The 21,450-nt window shown below is 62.3% G+C and carries 22 protein-coding genes; 9 read left to right on the top strand and 13 right to left on the bottom strand.

Annotation, left to right across the window (positions count from 1 at the left end; genetic code table 11):
• Positions 1–4: 4 nt before the first annotated feature.
• From RX328_RS23405 to RX328_RS23385, 5 genes are all read right to left on the bottom strand, one after another.
• The gene (locus RX328_RS23405) at positions 5–361 is read right to left on the bottom strand and encodes a DUF6152 family protein (protein WP_213251965.1); all 357 of its coding nucleotides are present in this window, start codon (positions 359–361) and stop codon (positions 5–7) included.
• Between the two features lie 118 nt (positions 362–479).
• Positions 480–701 carry a hypothetical protein gene (locus RX328_RS23400; protein WP_065729053.1) on the bottom strand — a complete coding sequence of 74 codons (222 nt, stop codon included), beginning with the start codon at positions 699–701 and terminating at the stop codon, positions 480–482.
• Positions 702–735: 34 nt separating this feature from the next.
• The gene (locus RX328_RS23395; protein ID WP_213252067.1) at positions 736–960 is read right to left on the bottom strand and encodes a hypothetical protein; all 225 of its coding nucleotides are present in this window, start codon (positions 958–960) and stop codon (positions 736–738) included.
• Between the two features lie 349 nt (positions 961–1,309).
• Positions 1,310–1,825: a transcriptional regulator LdtR gene (gene ldtR / locus RX328_RS23390; RefSeq protein ID WP_028345688.1), complete on the bottom strand. Its 516-nt coding sequence runs from the start codon at positions 1,823–1,825 to the stop codon at positions 1,310–1,312.
• A gap of 586 nt (positions 1,826–2,411) precedes the next feature.
• On the bottom strand, positions 2,412–2,897 hold the full coding sequence (locus RX328_RS23385) for a DUF6163 family protein (RefSeq protein ID WP_213251966.1): 486 nt from the start codon (positions 2,895–2,897) through the stop codon (positions 2,412–2,414).
• A gap of 211 nt (positions 2,898–3,108) precedes the next feature.
• Between RX328_RS23385 and hemB the strand changes: the two genes are divergently transcribed.
• The 3 genes from hemB to RX328_RS23370 all read left to right on the top strand — a co-directional run bounded on the left by hemB (position 3,109) and on the right by RX328_RS23370 (position 5,957).
• Positions 3,109–4,170 (top strand): porphobilinogen synthase, encoded by a 1,062-nt coding sequence (hemB, locus tag RX328_RS23380; protein ID WP_213251967.1) that lies wholly within the window; start codon positions 3,109–3,111, stop codon positions 4,168–4,170.
• Positions 4,171–4,387: 217 nt separating this feature from the next.
• Positions 4,388–4,996: an RDD family protein gene (locus tag RX328_RS23375; protein WP_213251968.1), complete on the top strand. Its 609-nt coding sequence runs from the start codon at positions 4,388–4,390 to the stop codon at positions 4,994–4,996.
• Between the two features lie 184 nt (positions 4,997–5,180).
• Positions 5,181–5,957 carry an arginyltransferase gene (locus RX328_RS23370; protein WP_213251969.1) on the top strand — a complete coding sequence of 259 codons (777 nt, stop codon included), beginning with the start codon at positions 5,181–5,183 and terminating at the stop codon, positions 5,955–5,957.
• A 171-nt stretch (positions 5,958–6,128) separates the two neighbouring features.
• On the opposite strand, the gene RX328_RS23365 is transcribed toward RX328_RS23370, so the two are convergent.
• Complete coding sequence (locus tag RX328_RS23365) at positions 6,129–7,517, bottom strand: Nramp family divalent metal transporter (protein WP_213251970.1); 1,389 nt, start codon at positions 7,515–7,517, stop codon at positions 6,129–6,131.
• Between the two features lie 121 nt (positions 7,518–7,638).
• Between RX328_RS23365 and RX328_RS23360 the strand changes: the two genes are divergently transcribed.
• The 6 genes from RX328_RS23360 to RX328_RS23335 all read left to right on the top strand — a co-directional run bounded on the left by RX328_RS23360 (position 7,639) and on the right by RX328_RS23335 (position 16,339).
• Complete coding sequence (locus RX328_RS23360) at positions 7,639–8,769, top strand: PspA/IM30 family protein (RefSeq protein WP_213251971.1); 1,131 nt, start codon at positions 7,639–7,641, stop codon at positions 8,767–8,769.
• On the top strand, positions 8,766–9,425 hold the full coding sequence (locus RX328_RS23355; protein ID WP_213251972.1) for an OB-fold-containig protein: 660 nt from the start codon (positions 8,766–8,768) through the stop codon (positions 9,423–9,425). Before RX328_RS23360 ends, RX328_RS23355 begins: the two co-directional genes overlap by 4 nt.
• 2 nt (positions 9,426–9,427) lie before the next feature.
• Positions 9,428–11,197 carry a flotillin family protein gene (locus RX328_RS23350; protein ID WP_213251973.1) on the top strand — a complete coding sequence of 590 codons (1,770 nt, stop codon included), beginning with the start codon at positions 9,428–9,430 and terminating at the stop codon, positions 11,195–11,197.
• Between the two features lie 195 nt (positions 11,198–11,392).
• Entirely contained in the window at positions 11,393–13,414 is a 2,022-nt protein-coding gene (locus RX328_RS23345; protein ID WP_213251974.1) for a peroxidase family protein, read from the top strand.
• A 171-nt stretch (positions 13,415–13,585) separates the two neighbouring features.
• Positions 13,586–14,827, top strand: coding sequence for an MFS transporter (locus RX328_RS23340; RefSeq protein ID WP_213251975.1), 1,242 nt, complete (start codon positions 13,586–13,588; stop codon positions 14,825–14,827).
• A gap of 279 nt (positions 14,828–15,106) precedes the next feature.
• A complete protein-coding gene (locus RX328_RS23335) occupies positions 15,107–16,339 on the top strand; it encodes a multidrug effflux MFS transporter (protein WP_213251976.1) in 1,233 nt (410 codons plus the stop codon).
• On the opposite strand, the gene RX328_RS23330 is transcribed toward RX328_RS23335, so the two are convergent.
• The 7 genes from RX328_RS23330 to RX328_RS23300 form a co-directional block, all read right to left on the bottom strand.
• Entirely contained in the window at positions 16,336–17,439 is a 1,104-nt protein-coding gene (locus RX328_RS23330; protein WP_249726445.1) for a serine hydrolase domain-containing protein, read from the bottom strand. The genes RX328_RS23335 and RX328_RS23330 overlap by 4 nt on opposite strands.
• A gap of 20 nt (positions 17,440–17,459) precedes the next feature.
• The gene (locus tag RX328_RS23325) at positions 17,460–17,888 is read right to left on the bottom strand and encodes a beta-lactamase family protein (protein WP_249726446.1); all 429 of its coding nucleotides are present in this window, start codon (positions 17,886–17,888) and stop codon (positions 17,460–17,462) included.
• 23 nt (positions 17,889–17,911) lie between these two features.
• Positions 17,912–19,171: an adenylate/guanylate cyclase domain-containing protein gene (locus RX328_RS23320; protein WP_213251977.1), complete on the bottom strand. Its 1,260-nt coding sequence runs from the start codon at positions 19,169–19,171 to the stop codon at positions 17,912–17,914.
• 208 nt (positions 19,172–19,379) lie between these two features.
• Positions 19,380–19,787 (bottom strand): arsenate reductase (glutaredoxin), encoded by a 408-nt coding sequence (gene arsC, locus RX328_RS23315; protein WP_213251978.1) that lies wholly within the window; start codon positions 19,785–19,787, stop codon positions 19,380–19,382.
• A complete protein-coding gene (locus RX328_RS23310) occupies positions 19,784–20,482 on the bottom strand; it encodes an aquaporin (protein ID WP_213251979.1) in 699 nt (232 codons plus the stop codon). The genes arsC and RX328_RS23310 overlap by 4 nt, the downstream gene beginning before the upstream one ends.
• A complete protein-coding gene (locus tag RX328_RS23305) occupies positions 20,482–21,009 on the bottom strand; it encodes an arsenate reductase ArsC (RefSeq protein WP_213251980.1) in 528 nt (175 codons plus the stop codon). The genes RX328_RS23310 and RX328_RS23305 overlap by 1 nt, the downstream gene beginning before the upstream one ends.
• A complete protein-coding gene (locus RX328_RS23300; RefSeq protein ID WP_213251981.1) occupies positions 21,002–21,364 on the bottom strand; it encodes an ArsR/SmtB family transcription factor in 363 nt (120 codons plus the stop codon). The genes RX328_RS23305 and RX328_RS23300 overlap by 8 nt, the downstream gene beginning before the upstream one ends.
• Positions 21,365–21,450: the final 86 nt, after the last annotated feature.

Here is a 21,450-nt window from a genome sequence, read left to right as displayed (position 1 = left end):
CGGCTTACCGCAATTCGATGCGCTTGCCGTCGAGCACGATGTATTCGATCCGCGCCTCGTCCGGCTTGCTGGTGTGCGGATAGCCGAACACGGTGCAGGTCTTGCCGGCTGCGATCAGCTCACGCGTCGCGCCGCGCGCCAGCATGCGCGACGGCGGCGCCAGGATGAAGTGCCAATGCTTGCCGTCGACCACCATCTCGATCTCGCAATGCGGATTCTCGAAGGTCGATTTCAGGATCTTGCCGGTGACGGTGAACGATTTTGAGGTGTCGTAGCCGCCCCAGCCGTGATGAGCGATGGCGGAAGCCGGCACAAGGCTGGCTGCCAGCGACAGAAACAAACGACGCGTGAGTGAGGTCATGGCGAGCCTCCGTCGATTGGAGCAGCAAATCTATGACGGCGCGCGCGAGGCAGCAAGACTTCCTTCGGCGGCGCTGGTCTGCGCTCGTGTCAAGCCGCGGCAGCAAGGCGTCCTTTCGTTACAATCCCGTATACCCCGCCTTCACCGGATCGTTGCTGCCATCGAGCTGGCGTAGGTAGGTGAGCCCGCACACCGTTAGCCGATGCGGATCCTTCTCACCCGCCTCAACGAGCGTGGTGAGATAGGCCGTTACCTTGGCCCGCGCCTCGTCGCTGGCAGCCGCGCTGCAGTTCAGAAGCAGGTCATAGGTCTGCATGATCCGTTCGATCGCGGCTTCCATGGATTTCTCCTGAGTTGCGTGATGCGGGTGATCGTCAGGCCAATACGCCTGCTTCGAATCTGGCGATCGCCTTATTGGCGAGCCTGAGCCTGTTGAATTCGCCCTGCTGGAACAGCTTCAGGATGATTTCAAACAACCGCTCATCGGTGACGAGGGTGTCGGCAATGGCGCCGCTCTTGCGAAGGTAGTTTGAGGCGATTGCGTAGGCATCGCCCACCACCTCAAAATTCAGGACCTGAATTCCGCGCTCGACCAGCATGCCCTCACCTGTTTCGTGGCCGGGGCGATAATTCGCAGGTGCGAAGATGGTTCCAACGCCAGAAATCGCAATTTCTGTCGGAAATAGCGTCGGTTGGCGGAAAACGGAGGATTTCCCTTCAGAAACAAAACGCACCGGAACCGGAAGACCGGCGCCGATGCGCTTTGAGCAGGGCCTTACTGCCTTGCCAGTTCATTTGTCCGCTTGTTGGCTGCCGGTCTTCTAGGTGGCCGGCTTGGCCGTAAGGCAGATGAGACTCATGTGTTCTGACGCGTTTTCGCGGCGAGAACGTCTCCACCCCGGGACCGAAGTCCGAAGACATGCTTCGCGCGAAAACGCTTACGAATTCTCAGAGCCGATACAGGATCTGGTCGGTCCAGAACCGCTCGAGCCGGTGCAGCGACTTGTTCAGCGTCGCGAACTCCTCGTTCGAGATGCCACCGACCTGCTCCACGGTCTTGACGTGCTTCTGGTAAAGCGCATCGACGATCTTGCGGATCTCCTGGCCCTGCGCGGTGAGGCGAATGCGGACCGAGCGACGATCGACGCGCGAGCGCTGATGATCGAGGAAGCCGAGCTCGACGAGCTTCTTCAGGTTATAGGAGACGTTGGAGCCGAGATAGTAACCGCGCGTGCGCAGCTCGCCCGCGGTCAGTTCCTTGTCGCCGATGTTATAGAGCAGCAGAGCCTGCACCGAATTGATGTCGGCGCGGCCGCGGCGATCGAATTCGTCCTTGATGACGTCGAGCAGCCGACGGTGCAGCCGCTCCACCAAAGTCAACGCTTCCAGATAGAGCGGCTGCACCGGAGTTTGACCGGCAGAGCGTTCAGCGGTTTCCACCGCCGTTGCAACGGCTTTGATCATGACACTTCCCCTGTCGTCGTTTTTCGACTTATTTCGACGAAACTTCTGTCCCGCCTGATAGCTTCAACTTAAGGGGGCGGTTTGAAGATCCGCTTAAATAAGACAATAAAGAGATCATGAATTTAACAGAGTGAATTGTGGATTAAGCCCCATGGATCAAGGCTTTTTGCAACATTTCATTGACGCTGCGAGCGCCCTGTTCACGCTTCGTCTGCAAGCCCTGTCGCATTCGGAAACAGGTGCGTCTGAAATCGAAACGCTCGCGTAAGATGTGTGGTGGAACCCTTTACGGCCTTTAACGGTGACCAAATCGTTACGAAAAAACTTTTTTGAAAATTGTACGGGATCCCGTCGCGGATTCTGCACGCGGATGGACTATGGCGGAAAACTGACAGAGTTGAAGGATGCTGCTGCGCTGCTCCCTCGCCCCGCTCTTCGCGGGGAGAGGGTTGGGGTGAGGGGCTGCATCCACGAACTGAACTCGTGGATGCAGCCCCTCACCCGGATTGCACCGGACGATGCTTCGCATCGCCGAGGCAATCCGACCTCTCCCCGCGAAGAGCGGGGCGAGGTTGAGACAGACGTCCTACGGCGGACGCTCACGCGCGGCCATCCAGGCGAGCGCGAGATAGGCGGCCAGCATCACCGCCTCAAACCCCACGACCGTCAGGCTGCCGCCGTAGATGCCTGGAAACATCAGCTCGATCACCGCCATCGACACCACCGTGGTGAGCCACACCACCGCGCCCCAAGGCGTCGCGAGCCACAAGCCGACGGCGCCGACGAGTTCGATGACGGCGAAATAGACGGTCGCGGTCTGCCAGGCCATCGACTGGTTTTCGAACGCCTCTTCCTCGCCGCCGATGAAACCCGTGACCTGCGCCCAGTGGTACAGGCCCTTCATGATCGACACGACCGCCATGATGCGCAGGAACAGCACCAGCCGACGCGTCCACACATTGTCGTCGGGCTCGATCCGCTCCGACGACATCGCCGCCATGGACATCGCACCGTCCCTGGCATTGTCCCTCGCCTTGTCCCGGCCCTGATCGCGCGCCGAAACGTCAGACATGGAAGCCGACCCGGAAGCTGATCTGGGGGCTGGCTTCGCAACCGGGGCGCAACGCGTGCTGGAATCTGCTCATGGCCTGATGTCTTGGCCCGGCGGGACGGCAAAATCAATTGCTGATGAGATAGATCAAGGCTCGGTGACGCGGCAGCGGCAAGGTGCTAGAATTGGAACAAATCAAAACCTTCCCTCCGCCTCAAGGAGTACCGTTCACATGGCGATCAAGTTCGGGCGTCCGATCGAAATGCGCGACGCGCCGCGGCGGCAGACCGCCCTCGCCTCCACCCCGCTCGACCTGACCATCCGCCCCCGCCGCAACCGCAAGGCGGAATGGGCGCGGCGGCTGGTGCGCGAAAACGTGCTGACCACGGACGATCTGATCTGGCCGATGTTCGTGGTCGACGGCCACAACACGCGCACGCCGGTGGCCTCGATGCCCGGCGTCGACCGCCTCACCGTCGATCAGGCGGTGCGCGACGCCGAGCGCGCGGCAAAGCTGAGCATCCCCTGCATCGCGCTGTTTCCCTATACCGAGCCGTCGCTCCGCGACGAGCACGGCTCCGAGGCGCTGAACCCGAACAATCTGGTCTGCCAGTCAGTGCGCGCGATCAAGAAGGAATTCCCCGAGATCGGCGTGCTGTGCGACGTCGCGCTCGATCCCTTCACCAGCCACGGCCATGACGGGCTGATCGAGGACGGCAAAATCCTCAACGACGAGACGGTGGCGGTGCTGGTGAAACAGGCGCTCGTGCAGGCGGAGGCCGGCTGCGACGTGATTGCGCCATCGGACATGATGGACGGCCGCGTCGGCGCGATCCGGGAGGCGCTGGACGCGGCAGGTTTTCTCGACGTGCAGATCATGTCCTACGCGGCGAAATACGCCTCCGCCTTCTACGGCCCGTTCCGCGACGCCATCGGCTCCGCCAAAACGCTGACCGGCGACAAGCGCACCTACCAGATGGACAGCGCCAATTCCGACGAAGCGCTGCGCGAGGTCGAGCTCGACATCGTCGAAGGCGCCGACATGGTTATGGTGAAGCCCGGCATGCCCTATCTCGATATTGTCCGGCGGGTGAAGGACACCTTTGCGATGCCGACCTTCGTCTACCAGGTGTCCGGCGAATACGCGATGATCGCGGGAGCCGCGGCCAATGGCTGGATCGACGGCGACCGTGCAATGATGGAAAGCCTGCTCGGCTTCAAGCGCGCCGGTGCGGATGGCATTTTGACGTACTTTGCACCAAAGGCGGCGGAGAAATTGAAGGCCGAAGGCTGATTCCCGCGCTCTCTCCACGTCATTGCAAGCGAAGCAATCCATAGCGCCGCAGACCGCATAGATGGATTGCTTCGTCGCTTTGCTCCTCGCAATGACGGGGTAAGAGCGGACGTCCCTCCCGCCGAATATTGCGCGCTGTTAATGGTCGCAGCCCCCTTGGCGCAGGCCCCGCCGGTTCCCATGTCATGGTCTGGAATATCGGCCTGGAGGACGGACCATGTCTTATAGCGGTTCTGGCAACACCGGCGGCGGCCCTTCAAATGCCGGCGGCTATTCAAACGCTGGCGGCCCTTCAAATGCTGGCGGCGCCTGGCGGAACGATGGCGGGGTGCCGCCGCATGCGTTCGATCCCTATTCGCAGCCGGAACTGTTTCGCGGCGTGCTGACGCGGCGGGTATTTGCGTTCCTGATCGACCTCGTGGTGCTGTCGGTGCCCGTCATCCTCGGCTACATCTTCATCTTCCTGTTCGGCATCGTTACGCTGACATTGGGCTGGATGCTGTTCTGGCTGGCGTGGCCCGCCACCATCGTGTGGGCGATCGTCTATTACGGTACCTCGATCGGCGGCCCGCATTCGGCGACGCTCGGCATGCGCGCGATGGATCTGGAGCTGCGCACCTGGTACGGCGCGCCGGGCTATTTCGTGCTCGGTGCCTGCCATGCCGTGCTGTACTGGCTCTCGATCTCGTTCCTGACGCCGCTGGTGCTACTGGTCGGCCTGTTCAACAGCCGCCGCCGGTTGCTGCACGACATGACCCTGGGAACCGTGGTCATCAACAGCTCGGTTCGTACCCAGGTAGTTCCCTCGGCACGCAGCAGCTATTGAGCGAGCAGCAAACTATTTGACCGCCCGCCTTCCGGGCGCGATGTTAGAGCCGGTCGGGCCCCACGATGAAATCGGGGCCGGGCCGGCGCTTTTTTCGTTCTGACGCGTTTTCTTAACGGGAACTGGTGTCTACTTCGTTCGAAAGCGCTATGGTTGATTTGTTTCGGAGGCGTGACGACCCGACGTGACCCAACACTCGCGTGATACCCCGCAATTCTACCTGACGGCGCCCTCGCCCTGCCCCTATCTGCCGGGCCGGCACGAGCGCAAGGTGTTCACGCATCTGGTTGGCGACAAGGCCGGCGACCTCAACGACCTCCTGACCCATGGCGGTTTCCGCCGCAGCCAATCGATCGCCTACCGTCCGGCCTGCGACCAGTGCCGGGCCTGCGTCTCCGTGCGCGTTATCGCCAACGAATTCCGCCCCTCGCGCAACTTCAAGAAAGTTTTGGCGCGCAACGCCGACATCGTCGGCGAGCAGCGCAGCGCAGTGCCGACGTCGGAGCAATACTCGGTGTTCCGCGCCTACCTCGACAAGCGCCACCGCCATGGCGGCATGGCCGACATGACCGTGCTCGACTACGCGATGATGGTGGAAGACAGCCATGTCGAGACCCGCATCATCGAATACCGCAAGCGCGGCGTCGATACCGGCATCACCGGGCGCGGCGAGGAGCTGGTCGCGGTGGCGCTGACCGATGTGCTCAGCGACGGGCTGTCGATGGTGTACTCGTTCTTCGAGCCGTCGCAGCACAGCCGCTCGCTTGGCACCTTCATGATCCTCGACCACATCACCCGCGCCCGCCGGCTCGGCCTGCCTTACGTCTATCTCGGCTACTGGATCGAGGGCTCCAAGAAGATGGACTACAAGGGCCGCTTCCTGCCGCAGCAGCGGCTGGCGCCGTCAGGCTGGCTGCGGGTAGATGCGACGGGCGAAATGCTGTCCGAGCCGCAGGATTAGCGCAAGGCCCGCGACTACCCAACCACTTGTCGTCACCCGCCACTTGTCCGCCGTAGCTCAAAGAGCGAAGGCGGAAGGCGGGTGACCCAGTATTCCAGAGACAGCAGCGATAAACTCGAGAGGCCGCGGCGTACTGGATCGCCCGATCAAGTCGGGCGATGAGGGCGGCGGTTACCCGAAGAACGTCTCGAACAGCAGCTTCACATTCAGCGCCACGATGATTCCGGCGACGATCCACGCCACGGCAGCTACTGTGCGCGGAATGACGAACTGGCCCATCTTGCGGCGGTCGGAAACGAACTTCACCAGCGGGATCACCGCGAACGGCAATTGCATCGACAGCACCACCTGGCTGAACACCAACAATTGGCCGGTGCCGCGCTCGCCATAGAGCGCGGTGACGATCACGACCGGAACGATGGCGACGCCGCGGGTGAGTAGCCGCCGGGCCCAACTCGGCAGCCGCAGGTGCAGAAAGCCTTCCATCACGATCTGGCCGGCCAGCGTCGCGGTGACGGTCGAGTTCAGACCAGAGGCAAGCAGCGCCACTGCGAACAGGGTCGAGGCAATGCCGAGGCCGAGCAGCGGCGATAGCAGTTCATATGCCTGGCCGATTTCGGCGACTTCCGTGCGGCCGGTCGCATGGAAGGTGGAGGCGGCGACGATCAGGATCGCGGCGTTGATGAACAGCGCGAGCATCAGGGCGATGGTCGAGTCCGTCGTCGCCCATTTGATCGCCTCGCGGCGGCCCTTGTCGTTCCGCTCATAGGCGCGGGTCTGCACGATCGAGGAGTGCAGGTAAAGATTATGCGGCATCACGGTGGCACCGATGATGCCGATGGCGATGTAGAGCATCTCCGGATTGGTGATGATCTCGGGCGACGGCACAAACCCCTTCAGGACGGCAGCCACCGGCGGCGCCGCAGCCACGATCTGAATCGAAAAGCAGATCGCGATCACAATCAGCAGCGAAATGACGAAGGCTTCGAGGAAGCGAAAACCCTTGTTCATCAGGAGGAGCAGCAGGAAGGCATCGAGCGCAGTTATCAGCGCGCCCCAGATCAGGGGAATGCCGAACAACAGGTTGAGCGCGATCGCGGTGCCGATCACCTCGGCAAGATCGCAGGCGATGATGGCCGCTTCGCAGACCACCCAGAGCAGGAAGTTCACGGGCCGCGAGAAGCTAGCGCGGCAGGCCTGCGCCAGATCGCGGTCGGTGACGATGCCAAGCCGCGCGGCGAGCGCCTGCAACAGGATCGCCATCAGGTTCGACAGCAGGATGACCGCGAGCAGCGTGTAGCCGAACTTCGACCCGCCAGCGAGATCGGTGGCCCAGTTGCCGGGGTCCATGTAACCGACCGAAACCAGATAGCCGGGACCAAGGAAGGCCAGCAGCCGGCGCGACCAATGCCCGCCAAAGGGCACCGAGATCGTGGAATTGACCTCGGGCAGGCTCCGCCGGGCGCCGGCGGCGGCATCAGCGCGCCAACCGGCGGCGGTCGTATCGGCCATCAGCAGACCCTTGGCTTCGGGGGCCAAATCGGGCGTTCGCGCATCCATTTTAGCAAGATGGCTGAACTTCGCCCTTATTGCAACTCATTTGCAACTGCATCTGCCGATCACGAAAATGATATCCGCCCACCAACTTGTAAAGCACTGAGGAAGTACTTTATGCTACCGCATGATAAAGGTTCCGATCGAAACCCCGACGGCGACGCTGCGATACGCCCTCGCCCCCGACGAAGCCGGCATCGCCGCCATCGAAGCAACCTTTGCCGCCTATGACCGGATGATGGCGATTCTCGCCGAGGTTGCCCCGGTCGGCGCCAACCTAGTCGCCCTCCACGCCCAGGCCTATGAGCGGATCCGCACCGAGACAGGATTGCCGGCGCGCCTGGTGACGCTCGGCCTGCGCGACCGCGCCAGTTACGTAGCCGGCTCGGCAACGCGCAAAATCCCGCTCGACGACAAGTTGTTTGCGATCAAGGGACCAACTTCACTGACCATTAGCACTGTCTACGGACGTGTCTTGGTGCCGTTTGAAATCCCCGGCTATCTTGCCGGCTGGGATAGTCCTTTCCCGGCTCATTTGGTTTCGGACGGCCGCGCTTACGAAATCCACATCGCCGTGAAATCGAAATCACCACAGCCGGAGGAGAAGACCATGGTTCACGAGGGTATTCTTGCACGTATGGGTAGACTTCTTGCCGCCATTGCCAGCGAGACGATCGACAATGCCGAGAACAGCAACAAGGTCGCGCTGGTCAAGCAGGCGATCCGCGAAATCGACGCTGGCGCCGATGAAGCGCGCCACGCGCTTGGCAAGTCGCGCGCCGAGGAGTTTCGCCTCAAGCGCCGGCGCGAGGAGCTCGACGCCGAGATTGCCGCGCTGACGGACAAGATTCGTCTTGCGGTTGCAGAAAACCGCGAAGACCTCGCGCGCGCCGGGGTTGCACGGCAAATTGATCTGGAATCGCAGGGTACCGCGCTGGAGCGCGCGATGGATTTCATCGAACTCGAAATCGACGAGCAGACCAAGGCCTTACAGGCGATGCTTGGCGCACGGCGTGAAGCCGAGACCCGCCTCGCCGATCTCGAGGCGAGCCTCGAGAAGCACGCGCCGCACGAAACCGGACGTGTCGCTGGTGCGACTAAAACAGTGAGTCCCGATCGGGCGATGGCGGCCATCGCACGCGTCACCGGCGTGCCGGCTGCAAGCGTGCCCGGCGACAAGGAGCTCGACGAACTCGACCGGTTGCATCGCGAAAAGGAAATCGCGGCGCGGCTTGAAAGGATCAAATCGCAGCAATGAGTGCCGTGTCCGACCTCCTGCTGGCGCCCGACGTCCGTCCCTTCGCAATTGCCGCCGCAATCATGCTGGCGCTCGCCGGCATCGAACTGCTGGCGACGCTGGTCGGCTTCTCGATCAGCGAACTGCTCGGCAAGGAAGTCACCGTCGAGGCCGATCACGCCAATGGCCTCGGCGGCCTGTTCCTCTGGATCAATGCGGGGCGTCTACCGCTTTTGATCCTGATCATTCTCGCGCTCGGCATGTTCTCGATCGCGGGATTCTTCCTGCAAGCGTTGGCGCACGGCGTGGGGATCTCGGTCCCCGTCTCGATCGCGGCGCTCGCCGCGGCGGCCTGCAGCATTCCGGCCGTCCGCGTCACCAGCCGCGGCATCGCCAAGATCATCCCGCGCGACGAAACCTATGCGGTGGACGAGGCCGATTTCATCGGCCATGTCGCCGAGGTTTCGATCGGGCCGCTCGACCAGGGACTACCCGGCCGCGTCCGTCTCAAGGATGTCTTCGGCAACTGGCACTCTCTGGTGGCGCGCGCCAGTCCCGAATCCGTACCCCTCCCGGTCGGCGCCAGCGTGCTGCTGGTCGACCGTGATGCCAAGAGCTTTATCGCCATTTCCGCACCAGCCGACCTCATTGCGCAACAACGTTCAGACAGGGCTTAAATATGTGGGAACTTGCAATACCCGTCACGATTGGTGTTATCGTCGTTCTTGTTATTGGTTTACTGCTTGCCAAACTGTACCGCCGCTCGACCCGCGATGAAGCCTATGTCCGTACCGGACTGGGCGGCCAGAAGGTCGTGCTCGACGGCGGCTCGATCGTCCTTCCGGTTTTCCACTCGGTCGCTGCGGTCAATCTGAAGACGCTGCGGCTGGAGGTCGCCCGCGGCGGCCCGGACTCGCTGATCACCAAGGACCGCATGCGCGTCGATATCGGCGCCGAGTTCTATCTGCGCGTCAAACCCGACACTTCCTCGATCGCGCTTGCCGCGCAGACGCTCGGCAGCCGCACCCAGAATGCAGGCGAGTTGCGCGAACTGATCGAGGCCAAATTCGTCGACGGCCTGCGTTCGGTCGCCGCCACCATGAACCTAGAAGAGCTGCAGGAGCAGCGCGCGACGTTCGTGAAATCGGTGCAGGACGCCGTCGGCGCCGACATCCAGAACAACGGCCTTGAGCTCGAATCGGTGTCGTTGACCCGTCTCGACCAGAGCGACATCAAGCATTTCAACCCGAGCAACTTCTTCGACGCCCACGGTTTGACGACGCTGACAAAGATCACGCGCGAGCGCGAACAGGAGCGCAACCAGATTGTCCGCACCACCGAGGTCAATATCGCGCAGCAGGACCTCGTCGCCCGCCAGACCACGCTGACGATCGAGGCCACCAAGCGCGAGGCGGAACTGGCGCAGCAGCGCGACATCGCCAACAAGACCGCTGCGATGCGCGCGCAGACTGCGCAGGTCGAGCAGACCGCGCTGCAGAACGAGGCCGAGTACCGCATCCAGCAGGAGCTGGCGGTCGCCAACAAGCAGACCGAAGCCAACCAGCTCCGCGACACCAGAAAGATCGAGGCCGATCTGGCGGTGAAGCGCCGCAACACTGAAATGGAGCGCGACCTGCAGATCGTGGCGCAGGAAAGCGCGATCGCGATCGCCGCCAAGAGCAAGGAACAGTCTGAGGCGCAGACCATCGCCGAGACCGCGCGTGCGCTCGCAATTGCGGCCGAGGAAAAGGTCACCACCGCCAAAGCCGTCGAAATCGCCGAACGCGACAAGATCATCAACGTGATCGCAGCGCGCAAGGCCGCCGAGACCGAGGCGATGCCGATCACCGTGATGGCGGAAGCCGAGAACCAGGCCGCGAACAACAAGGCGGAAGCCATCACCATGCTGGCCAGGGCCGACGCCGAGGCGGCGACAACCCGCGCGGCCGGCGTCAAATCGCTCGGCCAGGCCGAGGCCGAGGTGGCGGCGTTGAAGGCGGAAGCGCGAAACAAGCTCTCGCAGGAGATGGTCGACTACGATCTCACCATGGCGCGCATCAACATCATCCCGAACGCGCTGGCCGAAGCGGTCAAGCCGATCGAGAAGATCTCGGACATCCGGATCTTCGACACCGGCGGCATGCTTGGCCGCGGCGGCGGCAATGGCGCGATGAACGGCCACAGCAACTGGCTTGGTCTGGGTGATGGCCTTGCTGCGCAGTTGCTGTCGGTCTCCGCGTTCAAGCCGATCATCGATAAGATCCTCGCCGAGGGCGGCTTCGCCGCCGGTCCGGACGCGCTGACCACTTTGACCAACGCGCTGGCCGCGCAGCAGCTCGCCAGTCCGGCCGAATTGCCGGCCGTGATTGATACAGATGACCATGCAGTCGCCACACCGCCCGCGACCATCTCCGGGCCGGGCAAGGCGACGCTCGGGCCGAAAACGTAACCAAGCGGCCGAAACGGCCATTCAACTCAATTCAAACGATGCCCGCCGCGGTAACGCGGCGGGCCTTTTTCCTGCGCCGATCCTTGCCGGGGAACAGATGGTGACCTGCTGGGTGGACAATTCCCTTGTTGCAAATGCCTCTCATTAGTGATCAATTGCAAATAATTCGCAATTGCAACTGAGGAGACGGCAGAAATGCGTCAGTTCAAGCGAAGTTGGGACGGAGACCACGACTTTCACCTCGGCGATTTTCCCGGCCACTTGCCGCACCGCCCGCATGGCTCTCATGGCCCGCATGAGTCTCACGGCTCACATGGGCCTCACGGCCCCCACGGCCCGCCCTGCTATCCGGACCCCAAGCCGGCAAAAATCGAATACCGCAGTTTCGACGGTTCGCAGAACAACCAATCCGATTCCACCCTCAACGCCGCCGGTACCGAATTCGCACGGATCGGCGAGCCACATTTTGCCGATGGCATTTCCGTCCCGCTCGGCGGCAACAATCCGCGCACCATCAGCAATCTTGTCGTGGGCGCCGGCGACCCGGACGTGGCAAACCCGGAAGGCGTCTCCGCGTTCATGTACGCCTGGGGTCAATTCATCGATCATGACATGACGCTGACCCGGACCGACGGCGTCAACGACATCAGCGTTGTCGTTCCCGCTGATGATCCCGTGCTTCCCGACGGCACCATCATCCCGATCACCCGCGCAGTCATCGATCCCACGACGGGTGCGGGCACGTCCAATCCCGCGATGGCGCTCAACTCCAATACCGCCTGGCTGGATGCCTCGATGGTCTATGGATCCAATGCCGCCACCGCCGCCAGCCTGCGCACCGCCGACGGTCACATGTTGACGTCGGCCGGCAACAACCTGCCGATCGTTGACGGCATGGTCGTCGCCGGCGATGTCCGCGCCGCAGAAAATCCGGCGCTGACCGCCCTGCACACGCTGTTCGTGCGCGAACACAATTATTGGGTCGACAGACTGCACCTTGAGCACCCGAAATGGAGTGGCGACCAACTCTACAATCACGCCCGCGCCATCGTGACGGCGGAAATCGCCAACATCACCTACTCGGAGTTCCTGCCCAACCTCCTCGGCAAGAATGCGCTGACGCTCTACGACGGCTATGACCCCAGTGTCGATCCCCACCTGACGCTGGAATTCGTCGCCGCGGCGTTCCGCTTCGGACATTCGATCGTGTCGGGCGAAACCGAAGGCCTTGACGAAAGCGGAGAAGTCATCGCCGGCTCCGAGGAAGACCTGAAGGACGTATTCTTCCAGCCGGCGGCAAACTTCATTGACGATGGCGGCGCCGACGGACAATTGCGCCACCTGGCCGCCGATCCATCACAAGCACTCGACGCGCGCATCGTCGACGACTTGCGTAATTTTCTTTTCGATCCGCCGGTATCTCTCGATCTCGCCGCGATCAACATCCAGCGCGCGCGCGATCTTGGCCTCGGCACGCTCAACCAGACCCGTGAAGCACTCGGCCTCGAGCCCTACACGGATTTCAGCCAGATCACGAGCGACCCGGAAACGCTGGCCGGACTGAAAGCAGCATACGGCAATGTCAACAATGTCGGCCTGTGGACTGGTGGCCTGTCGGAAAATCATGTGCCTGGCGCGCTCGTCGGCGAAACGTTCCAGGCCATCATCGCGAGGCAGTTCGAGGCCTTGCGCGATGGCGACAGGTTCTGGTTCGAGAATCAGGGGTTTGATTCCAAGACCTTGTCCGAAATCAGAGGCACGACGCTGGCAGATATCATTCTGCGCAACACCGACACCGAGCATATCCAGGACGATGTCTTCGTCACCTATGCGCGGCACACCGGCCTTGCCGGCGGCGTGGAGTCCGAAGATCCCGAAGCGCGCCAGATCGTCATCGGCTCCAATGGCAACGACACGTTGATCGGCGGTCCACAGGGCGACTATCTGTTCGCCGGAACCGGCAAGCAGACCATGACGGGGGACGGCGGCGCCGATCGCTTCGTTTTCGATTTCGGATCCACCAAAGCTGAGATCACCGACTTCGATCCTGGTATCGACATGTTGGCGTTTGAGAATGCCGGTCGGCTGGATTTTCGCGATGTGACAATCTGGGGCGACCACGGGAACACGGTGGTCCAGGTCGGCGACGACCGGATCGAACTGACCAGCGTGCGGCCCCATGAACTCACAAAGCACGATTTCCTGTTCGACGTTTGATCCCTCTGCTTGCCGGGCATTCACGCTCTGCCAGCACGCCCGACGGAAGTTGAAACCTCCACACGTTCGCGTGTGGAGGTTTTTGTTGCAGGGACTTGTCGGGAAACGGGTGGGTTCGACCGTCCTTGGGCCGGACAATGCGGTCAGATCGAGTCATCAGGGAATTTCGTCATGTCCACCGCTACGCCCCCTAACCTGCCCACGACCTTCAACCGTCTGGCCTGGTCGAACCTCGCCGCCCAGTCAGCCGAGCAGATCGCGCTGGCCGCAGCGCCCATCGTCGCGGTGCTCATGCTCGGCGTCGGCGAAGGCCAGACCGGATTGTTGCAGACCGCGTTGACATTGCCCTTCATCCTGTTCGCGATCCCCGCCGGTCTCCTTGCCGACCGCATCTCGCGGCGCTGGGTCATGGCGGCCTCTGAAGCGCTGCGAGCGGCCGCGCTTGCGGCGACGCTGCTGCTGATCTGGCTCGGCACAATAACCCTGCCGATGCTCTCGCTGCTCGGCTTCATCGCAGTATGCGGCACCGTCGCCTACAGCGTCGCTGCGCCCGCGTTGGTGCCATCGCTGGTCAATTCGGCGCAATTGCCCGCGGCGAACGCACGGATCGAACTGGCGCGCACAGTCGCGTTTGCCAGCGGTCCGGCGCTCGGCGGCGTGCTGGTCGGATGGGTCGGGGCCGCGCCTGCCTTCGGCTTTGCCGCTGCCTTGTCCGTGATCGCCGTCGTGCTGCTGTCGGGCATCCATGAACCGGCGCACGCCCCTGCCCCGCGCCGCCATCCGCTGCAGGAGATCAAGGAGGGTGCCGCGTTCGTGTTGCATCACGCGCTGCTGCGGCCCGTGTTCATCACGCAGTTCATCTTCAACACGGCGTCGTTCCTGCTGCTGGCCGTGTTCGTGCCCTACGCCGTTCGCCATCTCGGGCTATCGGCCACCGGCGTCGGCCTGACGCTTGGCATGTACGGCGTCGGCATGGTGGTCGGCGCACTCGCGGCCACGCGGGTGATGCAGCGGCTCGCCTTCGGCACCGTGATCGGACTCGGACCCGTCACCGGTTTTGTCGCCGCCGCCGTGATGGCGCTGACCACGGTCGTGCCGACGCCGTGGCTCGCGGGGCTGAGCTTCTTCCTGCTCGGCGCCGGCCCTATCCTCTGGGTGATCTCGACCACCACGCTGCGCCAATCGGTGACCCCGCCGTCGCTGCTCGGGCGCGTCTCCGCCATCAACATCATGAGCTATGGCGCTCGCCCCCTCGGCTCGGCGTTGGGCGCCATCGTCGGCGGGCTCTATGGCGCGGAAGCCTGCCTCTATCTGGCAGCCGCGATCTTCGCGGCGCAGGCGCTGGTGATCCTGCTATCGCCCGCAGTCTCGCTGACGCGACAGCCGGAAATGGTTGGCGAGCCGGCATGTTAGCCGGCTGATTCATGTGCGAACCGAGGGCGTCATTGCGAGGAGCGAAAGCGACGAAGCAATCCATTCTCTCCGCGGAGCGATGGATTGCTTCCGCCTTCGCGCTAAAGCGCTTCGGCGGACTGAAGCCCTGCGAAGCTGCGCAGCAAGCGTAGAAGGGTCGTTTCGTTCGCAATGATGGTCTTTGCGAGCATGTTCTTCTAATTCCACCTGAGGCCCATTGCCGCTTCCCAATTTTTCTTTATATGATATACATAATTTCATATCAAAGCGGGAACCCTCATGGCCGATCAAACCGTCATAGTCGACGCCAGCTCCCGCCCCAAAGCCTCATCCACCGTCCTGCAGATCGCGGTGCTCGCGGGCCTTGCAGCCACAGGCACGCTCGCCACCAACATCCTGCTGCCGTCGCTGCCGCAGATGGCTATTTCGCTGAAGGTTTCGAGCGCGGCGGTCACCGCAGCGATCACGGTCTTCCTCGCGGTGTTCGCAGTCGGGCAGCTCGTGGTCGGCCCGATCTCGGACCGCTATGGCCGTCGTTGGCCGGTTTTGACCGGATTTGCAATCTTCTTCGCCGGCAGCATCTGGTGCGGCCTCGCCAGTGATTTGCCGAGCCTGCTGATTGGCCGTGTCATCCAGGCGGCCGGCGCCTGCGCCACCTCGGTGCTGTCCCGCGCCATTGCCCGCGACCTGTTCTCTGGCGCGGCCCTCGCCCGGGCGATGGCGCTGATCATGATCGCGATGGCGGCAGCGCCGGGCTTTTCGCCGCTGCTCGGCGGTGGGCTCGATCACATTTTCGGCTGGCGCTCCGAATTCGCATTCCTCGCAGCTTTCGCCGGGCTCGGCGCCCTCGCCTACGCCGTGGTGTTCGGCGAGACCCACCTCGCGACACGCACCCCGCTCGATCCGTGGGCCATCGCAAAGACGTACCTCGCCCTGCTCCGCGACCGCCGCTTCGTGGTGCCGGCAGCAACCGTCAGCCTGATCCTGGGCGCGCTGTTCTCGATTTTCTCGGCCGCGCCCCGCGTACTGATCGAAGCGATGCATTTTACGCCGATTCAACTCGGCCTGTTCTTTGCGGGCACGGTGCTGATCGTGTTCGCCGCCGGTATGCTCGCGACCCGGTTGGCGCCACGCTATGGGCTCGATCGTTCGATCCGGGGCGGACTGTTCACCGCCGCCGCCGGCAGCCTCGCGATGCTGCTGGTCTCGCTATACAACCCCTCCTTCCTGCCCTTTCTTGCGGCCATGAGCGTATTCCTGCTCGGCATGGGCATCGTCAGCCCGTTAGGCACGGCGCAGGCGCTGTCCCCGTTCGGCGACAAAGCGGGCGCGGCATCGGCGCTCATCGGCTTCTCGCAGATGATGACGGCCGCAATCGGCGTCTGGCTCGCGGCGACGATCTCCCATGACGCGCTGTTCGCGCTCGGCGCGGTACTGACGGTGTTTTCACTGCTGGCCGTTGGGCTCTACACGATGCGAGCGAAGGCCGGCCAGGACATCTTGCGCGCCTAATCGCCCGACTCTCCGACGATCGAAACTTCAAGGCCGCCCCTGTCATTGCCACGAAGATTGACCGTCTCGCCGTCGAACCTCAGGGTCCATTTTTGTAACGGGGCGTCCGCACCCAACATCCGGCGTTCGATCACGAATGTTTGGCCATCCAGCCACCTTCCCTTGGTCGCAGCGACTCCGAAGGCCGTCGGGTCGCTTTTACGAAACAGCCCGTCTAACCCGATCGGGCCAGTAAACTTGAGTGATGGCCTTGCTGGATCCCGGTTATTTAGCTCCAGTTCATAGTGCGGATTCGGACCGGTAAGGGTCAACGAAAGCGACCGCACATTCAGAGCGTTGCCAAGGAACTTGTATGTCTTTCCGGAGATGAAAGACGCGATCTCCGGCGTTGCGCCGACCTCGGTCGGTTTCTCGGTTGATATCTCGTGGATCACGCCGGCAAGCAGATTTGTGCCGGCCGGGTCCGGCGGCAGCGCCGTCTCGGATTTCACGGCGCCGGAAATATCATCAGCCATTTTGCTGAACGGACAAAAGTCTCTGGCCGTCGTCACCGCAACGATATCCAGCTTGGGAAACACCATGATGACCTGGCAATGGTATCCGACCGCCATGTAAACCTGCTTCTTGGGTAGCGCCCAGAAGAAGTTGGAATATCTTAGCTCCGGCTCCCGCTTCGAATTCATGTTTACCGTGGCGTCGCCTGTCCTTTCGACCCAGCCTTGTGGAATAAGCAGTTTACCTTCCCATTCGCCATGCCGCAGATATAGATAGCCAATCTTCGCCATGTCGCGAGGCAGCAAGGCCAGACCGTATCCTCCGGTTGAGATACCCTGCGGGTCGCGCCGCCAATTCCACGTGCTGATTCCAAGCGGACCGAAAAGCCTGGCCTTGGCGTAATCCGACGCACTCAACCCTGTCAGCTTGGTAATGATAGCGGAAAGCAAATGCGAATTGCCGCTATTGTAGTTGAAGATGTCTCCAGGTGCGCTCGACATCTGACGATCGAGAATGAACTTGATCCAGTCCGGGCTACGCTCCATCGCGATCATCGAAACCGGCCGCCCGCTCAACGGCTCTTCCCAGTCTATTCCGGACGTCATGTCCAGCAGGCTCTGAACCGTTATTGCTTTTTTCTTTCATCCACATTCGCAACGCTTCGGTCTGCAAAAAAGTCCAGCAGCCGATGGTCCGCGCTATCCAGCAGCCCGTCTTTGGAAGCGATCCCCATCAAACTGCCGATGACAGCTTTGGTGGCAGAGTTGGTGATGTGGGGAATATCCGCCGTATACGGCGCGTAATAGGCATCGAGAACAATTTTGCCATGCCGGACGATCAGCAAACTGTCGAAGCTGCGGCTTGTTCCGAACTCGACCAGTTTGGCAAGCGCCGCCGGGTCCATGCCCTGCTCTTCCGGCGTGGATGTTGGCCATTGCCTGGTCGGCCAGACAGACTCCGCTGCGCCTTGGGCGTATCCGGCAGCGCTGCAGATCGAAACCAGCATGATCGCACCGAGAAAAATCCCGGAGACGGCAAACCTTTGATTTTGCATCAGCGCCCCGTTTCGTTTGCGAGCTAACCCGCCAGATATCGCTCGTACTTCCCCGCGACCACCTCGTCCGCGGCAATATCCGGATCGAGCGTATAAAGATCCTGCGCGCGGCCGATGCCGCGCAGCGCGTAGCGGCCGGTGGAAACCAGATAGTTTCGCCCCGCGGCATCGAGACCGCCCCGGAACGCCGAGGACATCAGCAGTTCGCGGTCGACCGAGCGGCACATTGAGGCGATGCGGCTGACCTCGTTGACGGCAGGTCCCACCACCGTGAAGTCGAGCCGGTCATCGCTGCCGATATTGCCGTAAAACACCTCGCCGACATGCAGGCCGACATGGGCTGATGTGACCGGGCGGTTCTCGGCTGTGCGGCGGGCGTTGAGCGTCCTCATGTTGCGGCGGAAGCGATGTTCGGCGCGCAGCGCCGCGCGATTTGCTTTCGCCATGTTCTCGTGGGTGAACATCGCCAGCACACCGTCGCCGATCAGCTTCAGCACCTCGCCGCCGGCATCATGGATGGCGTCGATCGAGGCCTGCGCATAATCGTTGAGGAACGGGATGATCTCGCCGGGATCGATGTTTTCGCTGATCGCGGTCGAGCCGCGCAGGTCGGAGAACCACAGCACCGTATTGATGCGCTCGGTGACGCCGCGCGTGATGCGGCCGCGCAGCACCTGCTCGGCGGTGTCGCGACCGAGATAGACCCGGCCCAGCGTCTTCGTGATGTCAGCCTGCGCCGCAGATTTGATCGCTAATCCCAGCGTCGGCACGAGCTCGCGGAGCGCCGCGAGCCCCTGCGCGCCAAATCCCTCGTCGCGCCGTGTCACCCAATAGGAATAGACGCAGTCCATCTGCCCCATGGTGCCGGCCTCGCCGAACTGGTGCACATAGGCGACCAGATGCTTGTGACCTTTCTCGGCGAGCTCGCCCATGAATTTGAAGTTGTGGGAGGTGCGATTGGCAAGGTCGAGCGGCAGCTCTTCATGGCCGTTTTGGAGCATGTAGTAGAAGATCGAACTCCGCCACGCCTCCGCGGCTTCGCCCTCGTTGGTCGATCCGTATTCGAACACGTCGCTTTCGTTGGTCTCGGCGTCGTTCCAGCGAAAGCCGCGGCCCTCGAAAATCGGGTGCAGCGTATCGATGAAAACCATGCCACGCGACAAGCCAAGTCCCTCGGCACAGCAGCGTTCGCAGAAACCGCGGATCAGGTCGTTTTGAGGCAAGCCGGTGAGGCCTTGGCCGACCAGCCAGTTCATCAGGCGCAGACGGGGTGTGAGTTCCATGCATGCTATTATGGCGTGCAATGGTGACAGACGGAAGGTGCGTGCCTCCTGCGTTCCCCGAATGCTGAGCAGCGCGCTGCGCATGCGGCGTGGTGCGCTGCTGATCCGGGGTCCACGCTCTGCGGCTTGGGTCCCGGCTCTGCGGAGCAGCGTTACCGGACGATGCTTCGCATCGCCTAGGCTGCGCCGCGTCCGGGACACGCGTGCCTTACTGTTTCGCGCGCGTCACCGCTTCGCCGTCTTCCTTCACGAAGGATTGGACCGGCTTGTCGAGCAAATCGAGCACCAGCTCCGAGGGCCGGCATAAGCGCACGCCCTTTGGCGTCACCACGATCGGCCGATTGATCAGGATCGGATGCGCCAACATGAAGTCGATCAGCTCGTCGTCGCTCCATTTCGGATCGGCCAAGCCAAGCTCGGCATAGGGCGTGCCCTTTTCGCGCAACAACTCGCGCGGCGAGATGCCCAGCGCCTTGATTAGTTCGACCAGCCGCACGCGGCTCGGCGGCGTCTTCAGGTACTCGATCACCTCGGGCTCTTCGCCGCTCTGCCGGATCATCGCCAGCGTGTTGCGCGAGGTGCCGCAGGCGGGATTGTGATAGATCGTGACGCTCATGGCTGAGCCTCCTTCAACACTGCGTGCGCCTTGTCGCTTTCACGAAGCAGCCAGCCCATGAAGATCAACGCGATGATGGCGCCGCAGGTTTCCGCCGCGATGAAGCCCGGAAGATCTGCGGGGCGAATGCCCGAAAACGTATTGGTCAGCGAGCGTGCAATGGCAACGGCGGGATTGGCAAACGACGTCGATGCGGTGAACCAGTAGGCTGCGGTGATGTAGAGGCCGACCAGCCACGGCACCGCGGCGCGATTAAACCGGATACCGGCCAGAATGGTGGCAACCAGGCCGAACGCGGCGACGGCTTCGGCGAGCCATTGCGCGCCGCCGGTTCGCATTTTCAGCGATGCATCGAGCAGCGGCAGCGCGAACATCGCATGCGCCAGCATGGTTCCGGCAATCCCGCCGGCGATTTGCGTAGCGATGTAGAGCAGCGCCTCGCGCGGCGTCAGCTCGCGCCTGAGGGCAAAAATCAGCGATACCGCCGGATTGAAATGGGCCCCGGAAATGGGACCGAGAATGGTGATGAGGACGACCAGGATGGCACCGGTTGGCAACGTATTGCCGAGCAACGCGAGTGCGACGTCCTTGGTCAAGGTCTCGGCCATGATCCCGGAACCGACCACGGTGGCGACCAGCAATGCGGTCCCGAGCGCTTCGGCAGCGAGCCGGCGCGGCAGATCGAATTCGGACATTAGCTGGCTTTCTCCTGGCCGGACGTGGCGCCATCGCTGCGGCCGATGTCGCGCAATTTAGTCCCGAGCGACAGGCGGTCGATACTTTCCAGCGGCAGGCTCGTAAAGGCGGCAATTCTGTTTTTCAGATAACGAAATGCGGCGACGAATGCCGCTTCCTTCTCGATATCGGTGCCTTCAACAGCCGCGGGGTCCTCGATGCCCCAATGTGCCGTCATCGGTTGCCCAGGCCAGATCGGGCAGGATTCGCCGGCGGCGTTGTCGCAGACCGTGAAGACGAAATCCATGACGGGGGCGTCGGCACGCGCGAACTCTTCCCAACTCTTCGAACGCAATTCGTCGGTGGGGTATTCGAGACGGTTGAGAACCTTGATCGCAAACGGATTGACCGTCCCCTTCGGCTGGCTGCCGGCGGAGAAGGCGCGAAAATTGCGGCGGCCGTCCCTGCGCAGGATCGATTCCGCCAGGATCGAACGGGCCGTGTTCCCGGTGCACAGGAAAAGAACGTTGTAGATGCGCTCAGACATTGGCTTTCCTCCTTTGCTTGGGCGGACAGCACGGCTTCAGGCTCTCAACCACCGGTACGCAGATTTCAGGCCGGCCGTCGCAACAATCCCTGAGCATGAACAGCACCACGGACTGAAAGGACTGGAGATCGGCGCGATAGACGATCGAGCGGCCGGACCGCCGCGCCTTGACAAGCCCCGCACGCGACAGGATCGCCAGATGCGAGGACATCGTGTTCTGCGGTACCGTCAGCGCATTGGCGATGTCACCGGCGGCCAACCCCTCCGGTTCGTGCTTCGCCAACAGCCGAAACACGTCGAGTCGGGTCGATTGGGCGAGCGCCGCCAGCGCCAGAATGGCCTGTTCAGATTCCATATATCCAGATTTATCGATACATTTCAGTATGTCAATCTGAACTCTCAACGAACTGCATCTTGGTATTTCGATAATTCTGGAAATAC

The organism is Bradyrhizobium sp. sBnM-33 (assembly GCF_032917945.1).
Taxonomy (GTDB): Bacteria; Pseudomonadota; Alphaproteobacteria; order Rhizobiales; family Xanthobacteraceae; genus Bradyrhizobium.
The sequence above is the reverse complement of the archived record's forward strand: the minus strand, read 5'-3'. Positions and strand labels throughout refer to the sequence as shown.

Coding starts and splice junctions, on each gene's coding strand:
- RX328_RS23335 (WP_213251976.1), top strand. CDS start 15,107: ATGGCCGATCAAACCGTCATAGTCGACGCCAGCTCCCGCCCCAAAGCC.
- RX328_RS23310 (WP_213251979.1), bottom strand. CDS start 20,482: ATGTCCGAATTCGATCTGCCGCGCCGGCTCGCTGCCGAAGCGCTCGGG.
- RX328_RS23360 (WP_213251971.1), top strand. CDS start 7,639: ATGATAAAGGTTCCGATCGAAACCCCGACGGCGACGCTGCGATACGCC.
- RX328_RS23330 (WP_249726445.1), bottom strand. CDS start 17,439: ATGACGTCCGGAATAGACTGGGAAGAGCCGTTGAGCGGGCGGCCGGTT.
- RX328_RS23325 (WP_249726446.1), bottom strand. CDS start 17,888: ATGCAAAATCAAAGGTTTGCCGTCTCCGGGATTTTTCTCGGTGCGATC.
- hemB (WP_213251967.1), top strand. CDS start 3,109: ATGGCGATCAAGTTCGGGCGTCCGATCGAAATGCGCGACGCGCCGCGG.
- RX328_RS23305 (WP_213251980.1), bottom strand. CDS start 21,009: ATGTCTGAGCGCATCTACAACGTTCTTTTCCTGTGCACCGGGAACACG.
- RX328_RS23300 (WP_213251981.1), bottom strand. CDS start 21,364: ATGGAATCTGAACAGGCCATTCTGGCGCTGGCGGCGCTCGCCCAATCG.
- RX328_RS23400 (WP_065729053.1), bottom strand. CDS start 701: ATGGAAGCCGCGATCGAACGGATCATGCAGACCTATGACCTGCTTCTG.
- RX328_RS23320 (WP_213251977.1), bottom strand. CDS start 19,171: ATGGAACTCACACCCCGTCTGCGCCTGATGAACTGGCTGGTCGGCCAA.
- RX328_RS23375 (WP_213251968.1), top strand. CDS start 4,388: ATGTCTTATAGCGGTTCTGGCAACACCGGCGGCGGCCCTTCAAATGCC.
- arsC (WP_213251978.1), bottom strand. CDS start 19,787: ATGAGCGTCACGATCTATCACAATCCCGCCTGCGGCACCTCGCGCAAC.
- RX328_RS23365 (WP_213251970.1), bottom strand. CDS start 7,517: ATGGATGCGCGAACGCCCGATTTGGCCCCCGAAGCCAAGGGTCTGCTG.
- RX328_RS23385 (WP_213251966.1), bottom strand. CDS start 2,897: ATGTCTGACGTTTCGGCGCGCGATCAGGGCCGGGACAAGGCGAGGGAC.
- ldtR (WP_028345688.1), bottom strand. CDS start 1,825: ATGATCAAAGCCGTTGCAACGGCGGTGGAAACCGCTGAACGCTCTGCC.
- RX328_RS23405 (WP_213251965.1), bottom strand. CDS start 361: ATGACCTCACTCACGCGTCGTTTGTTTCTGTCGCTGGCAGCCAGCCTT.
- RX328_RS23345 (WP_213251974.1), top strand. CDS start 11,393: ATGCGTCAGTTCAAGCGAAGTTGGGACGGAGACCACGACTTTCACCTC.
- RX328_RS23350 (WP_213251973.1), top strand. CDS start 9,428: ATGTGGGAACTTGCAATACCCGTCACGATTGGTGTTATCGTCGTTCTT.
- RX328_RS23355 (WP_213251972.1), top strand. CDS start 8,766: ATGAGTGCCGTGTCCGACCTCCTGCTGGCGCCCGACGTCCGTCCCTTC.
- RX328_RS23395 (WP_213252067.1), bottom strand. CDS start 960: ATGCTGGTCGAGCGCGGAATTCAGGTCCTGAATTTTGAGGTGGTGGGC.
- RX328_RS23340 (WP_213251975.1), top strand. CDS start 13,586: ATGTCCACCGCTACGCCCCCTAACCTGCCCACGACCTTCAACCGTCTG.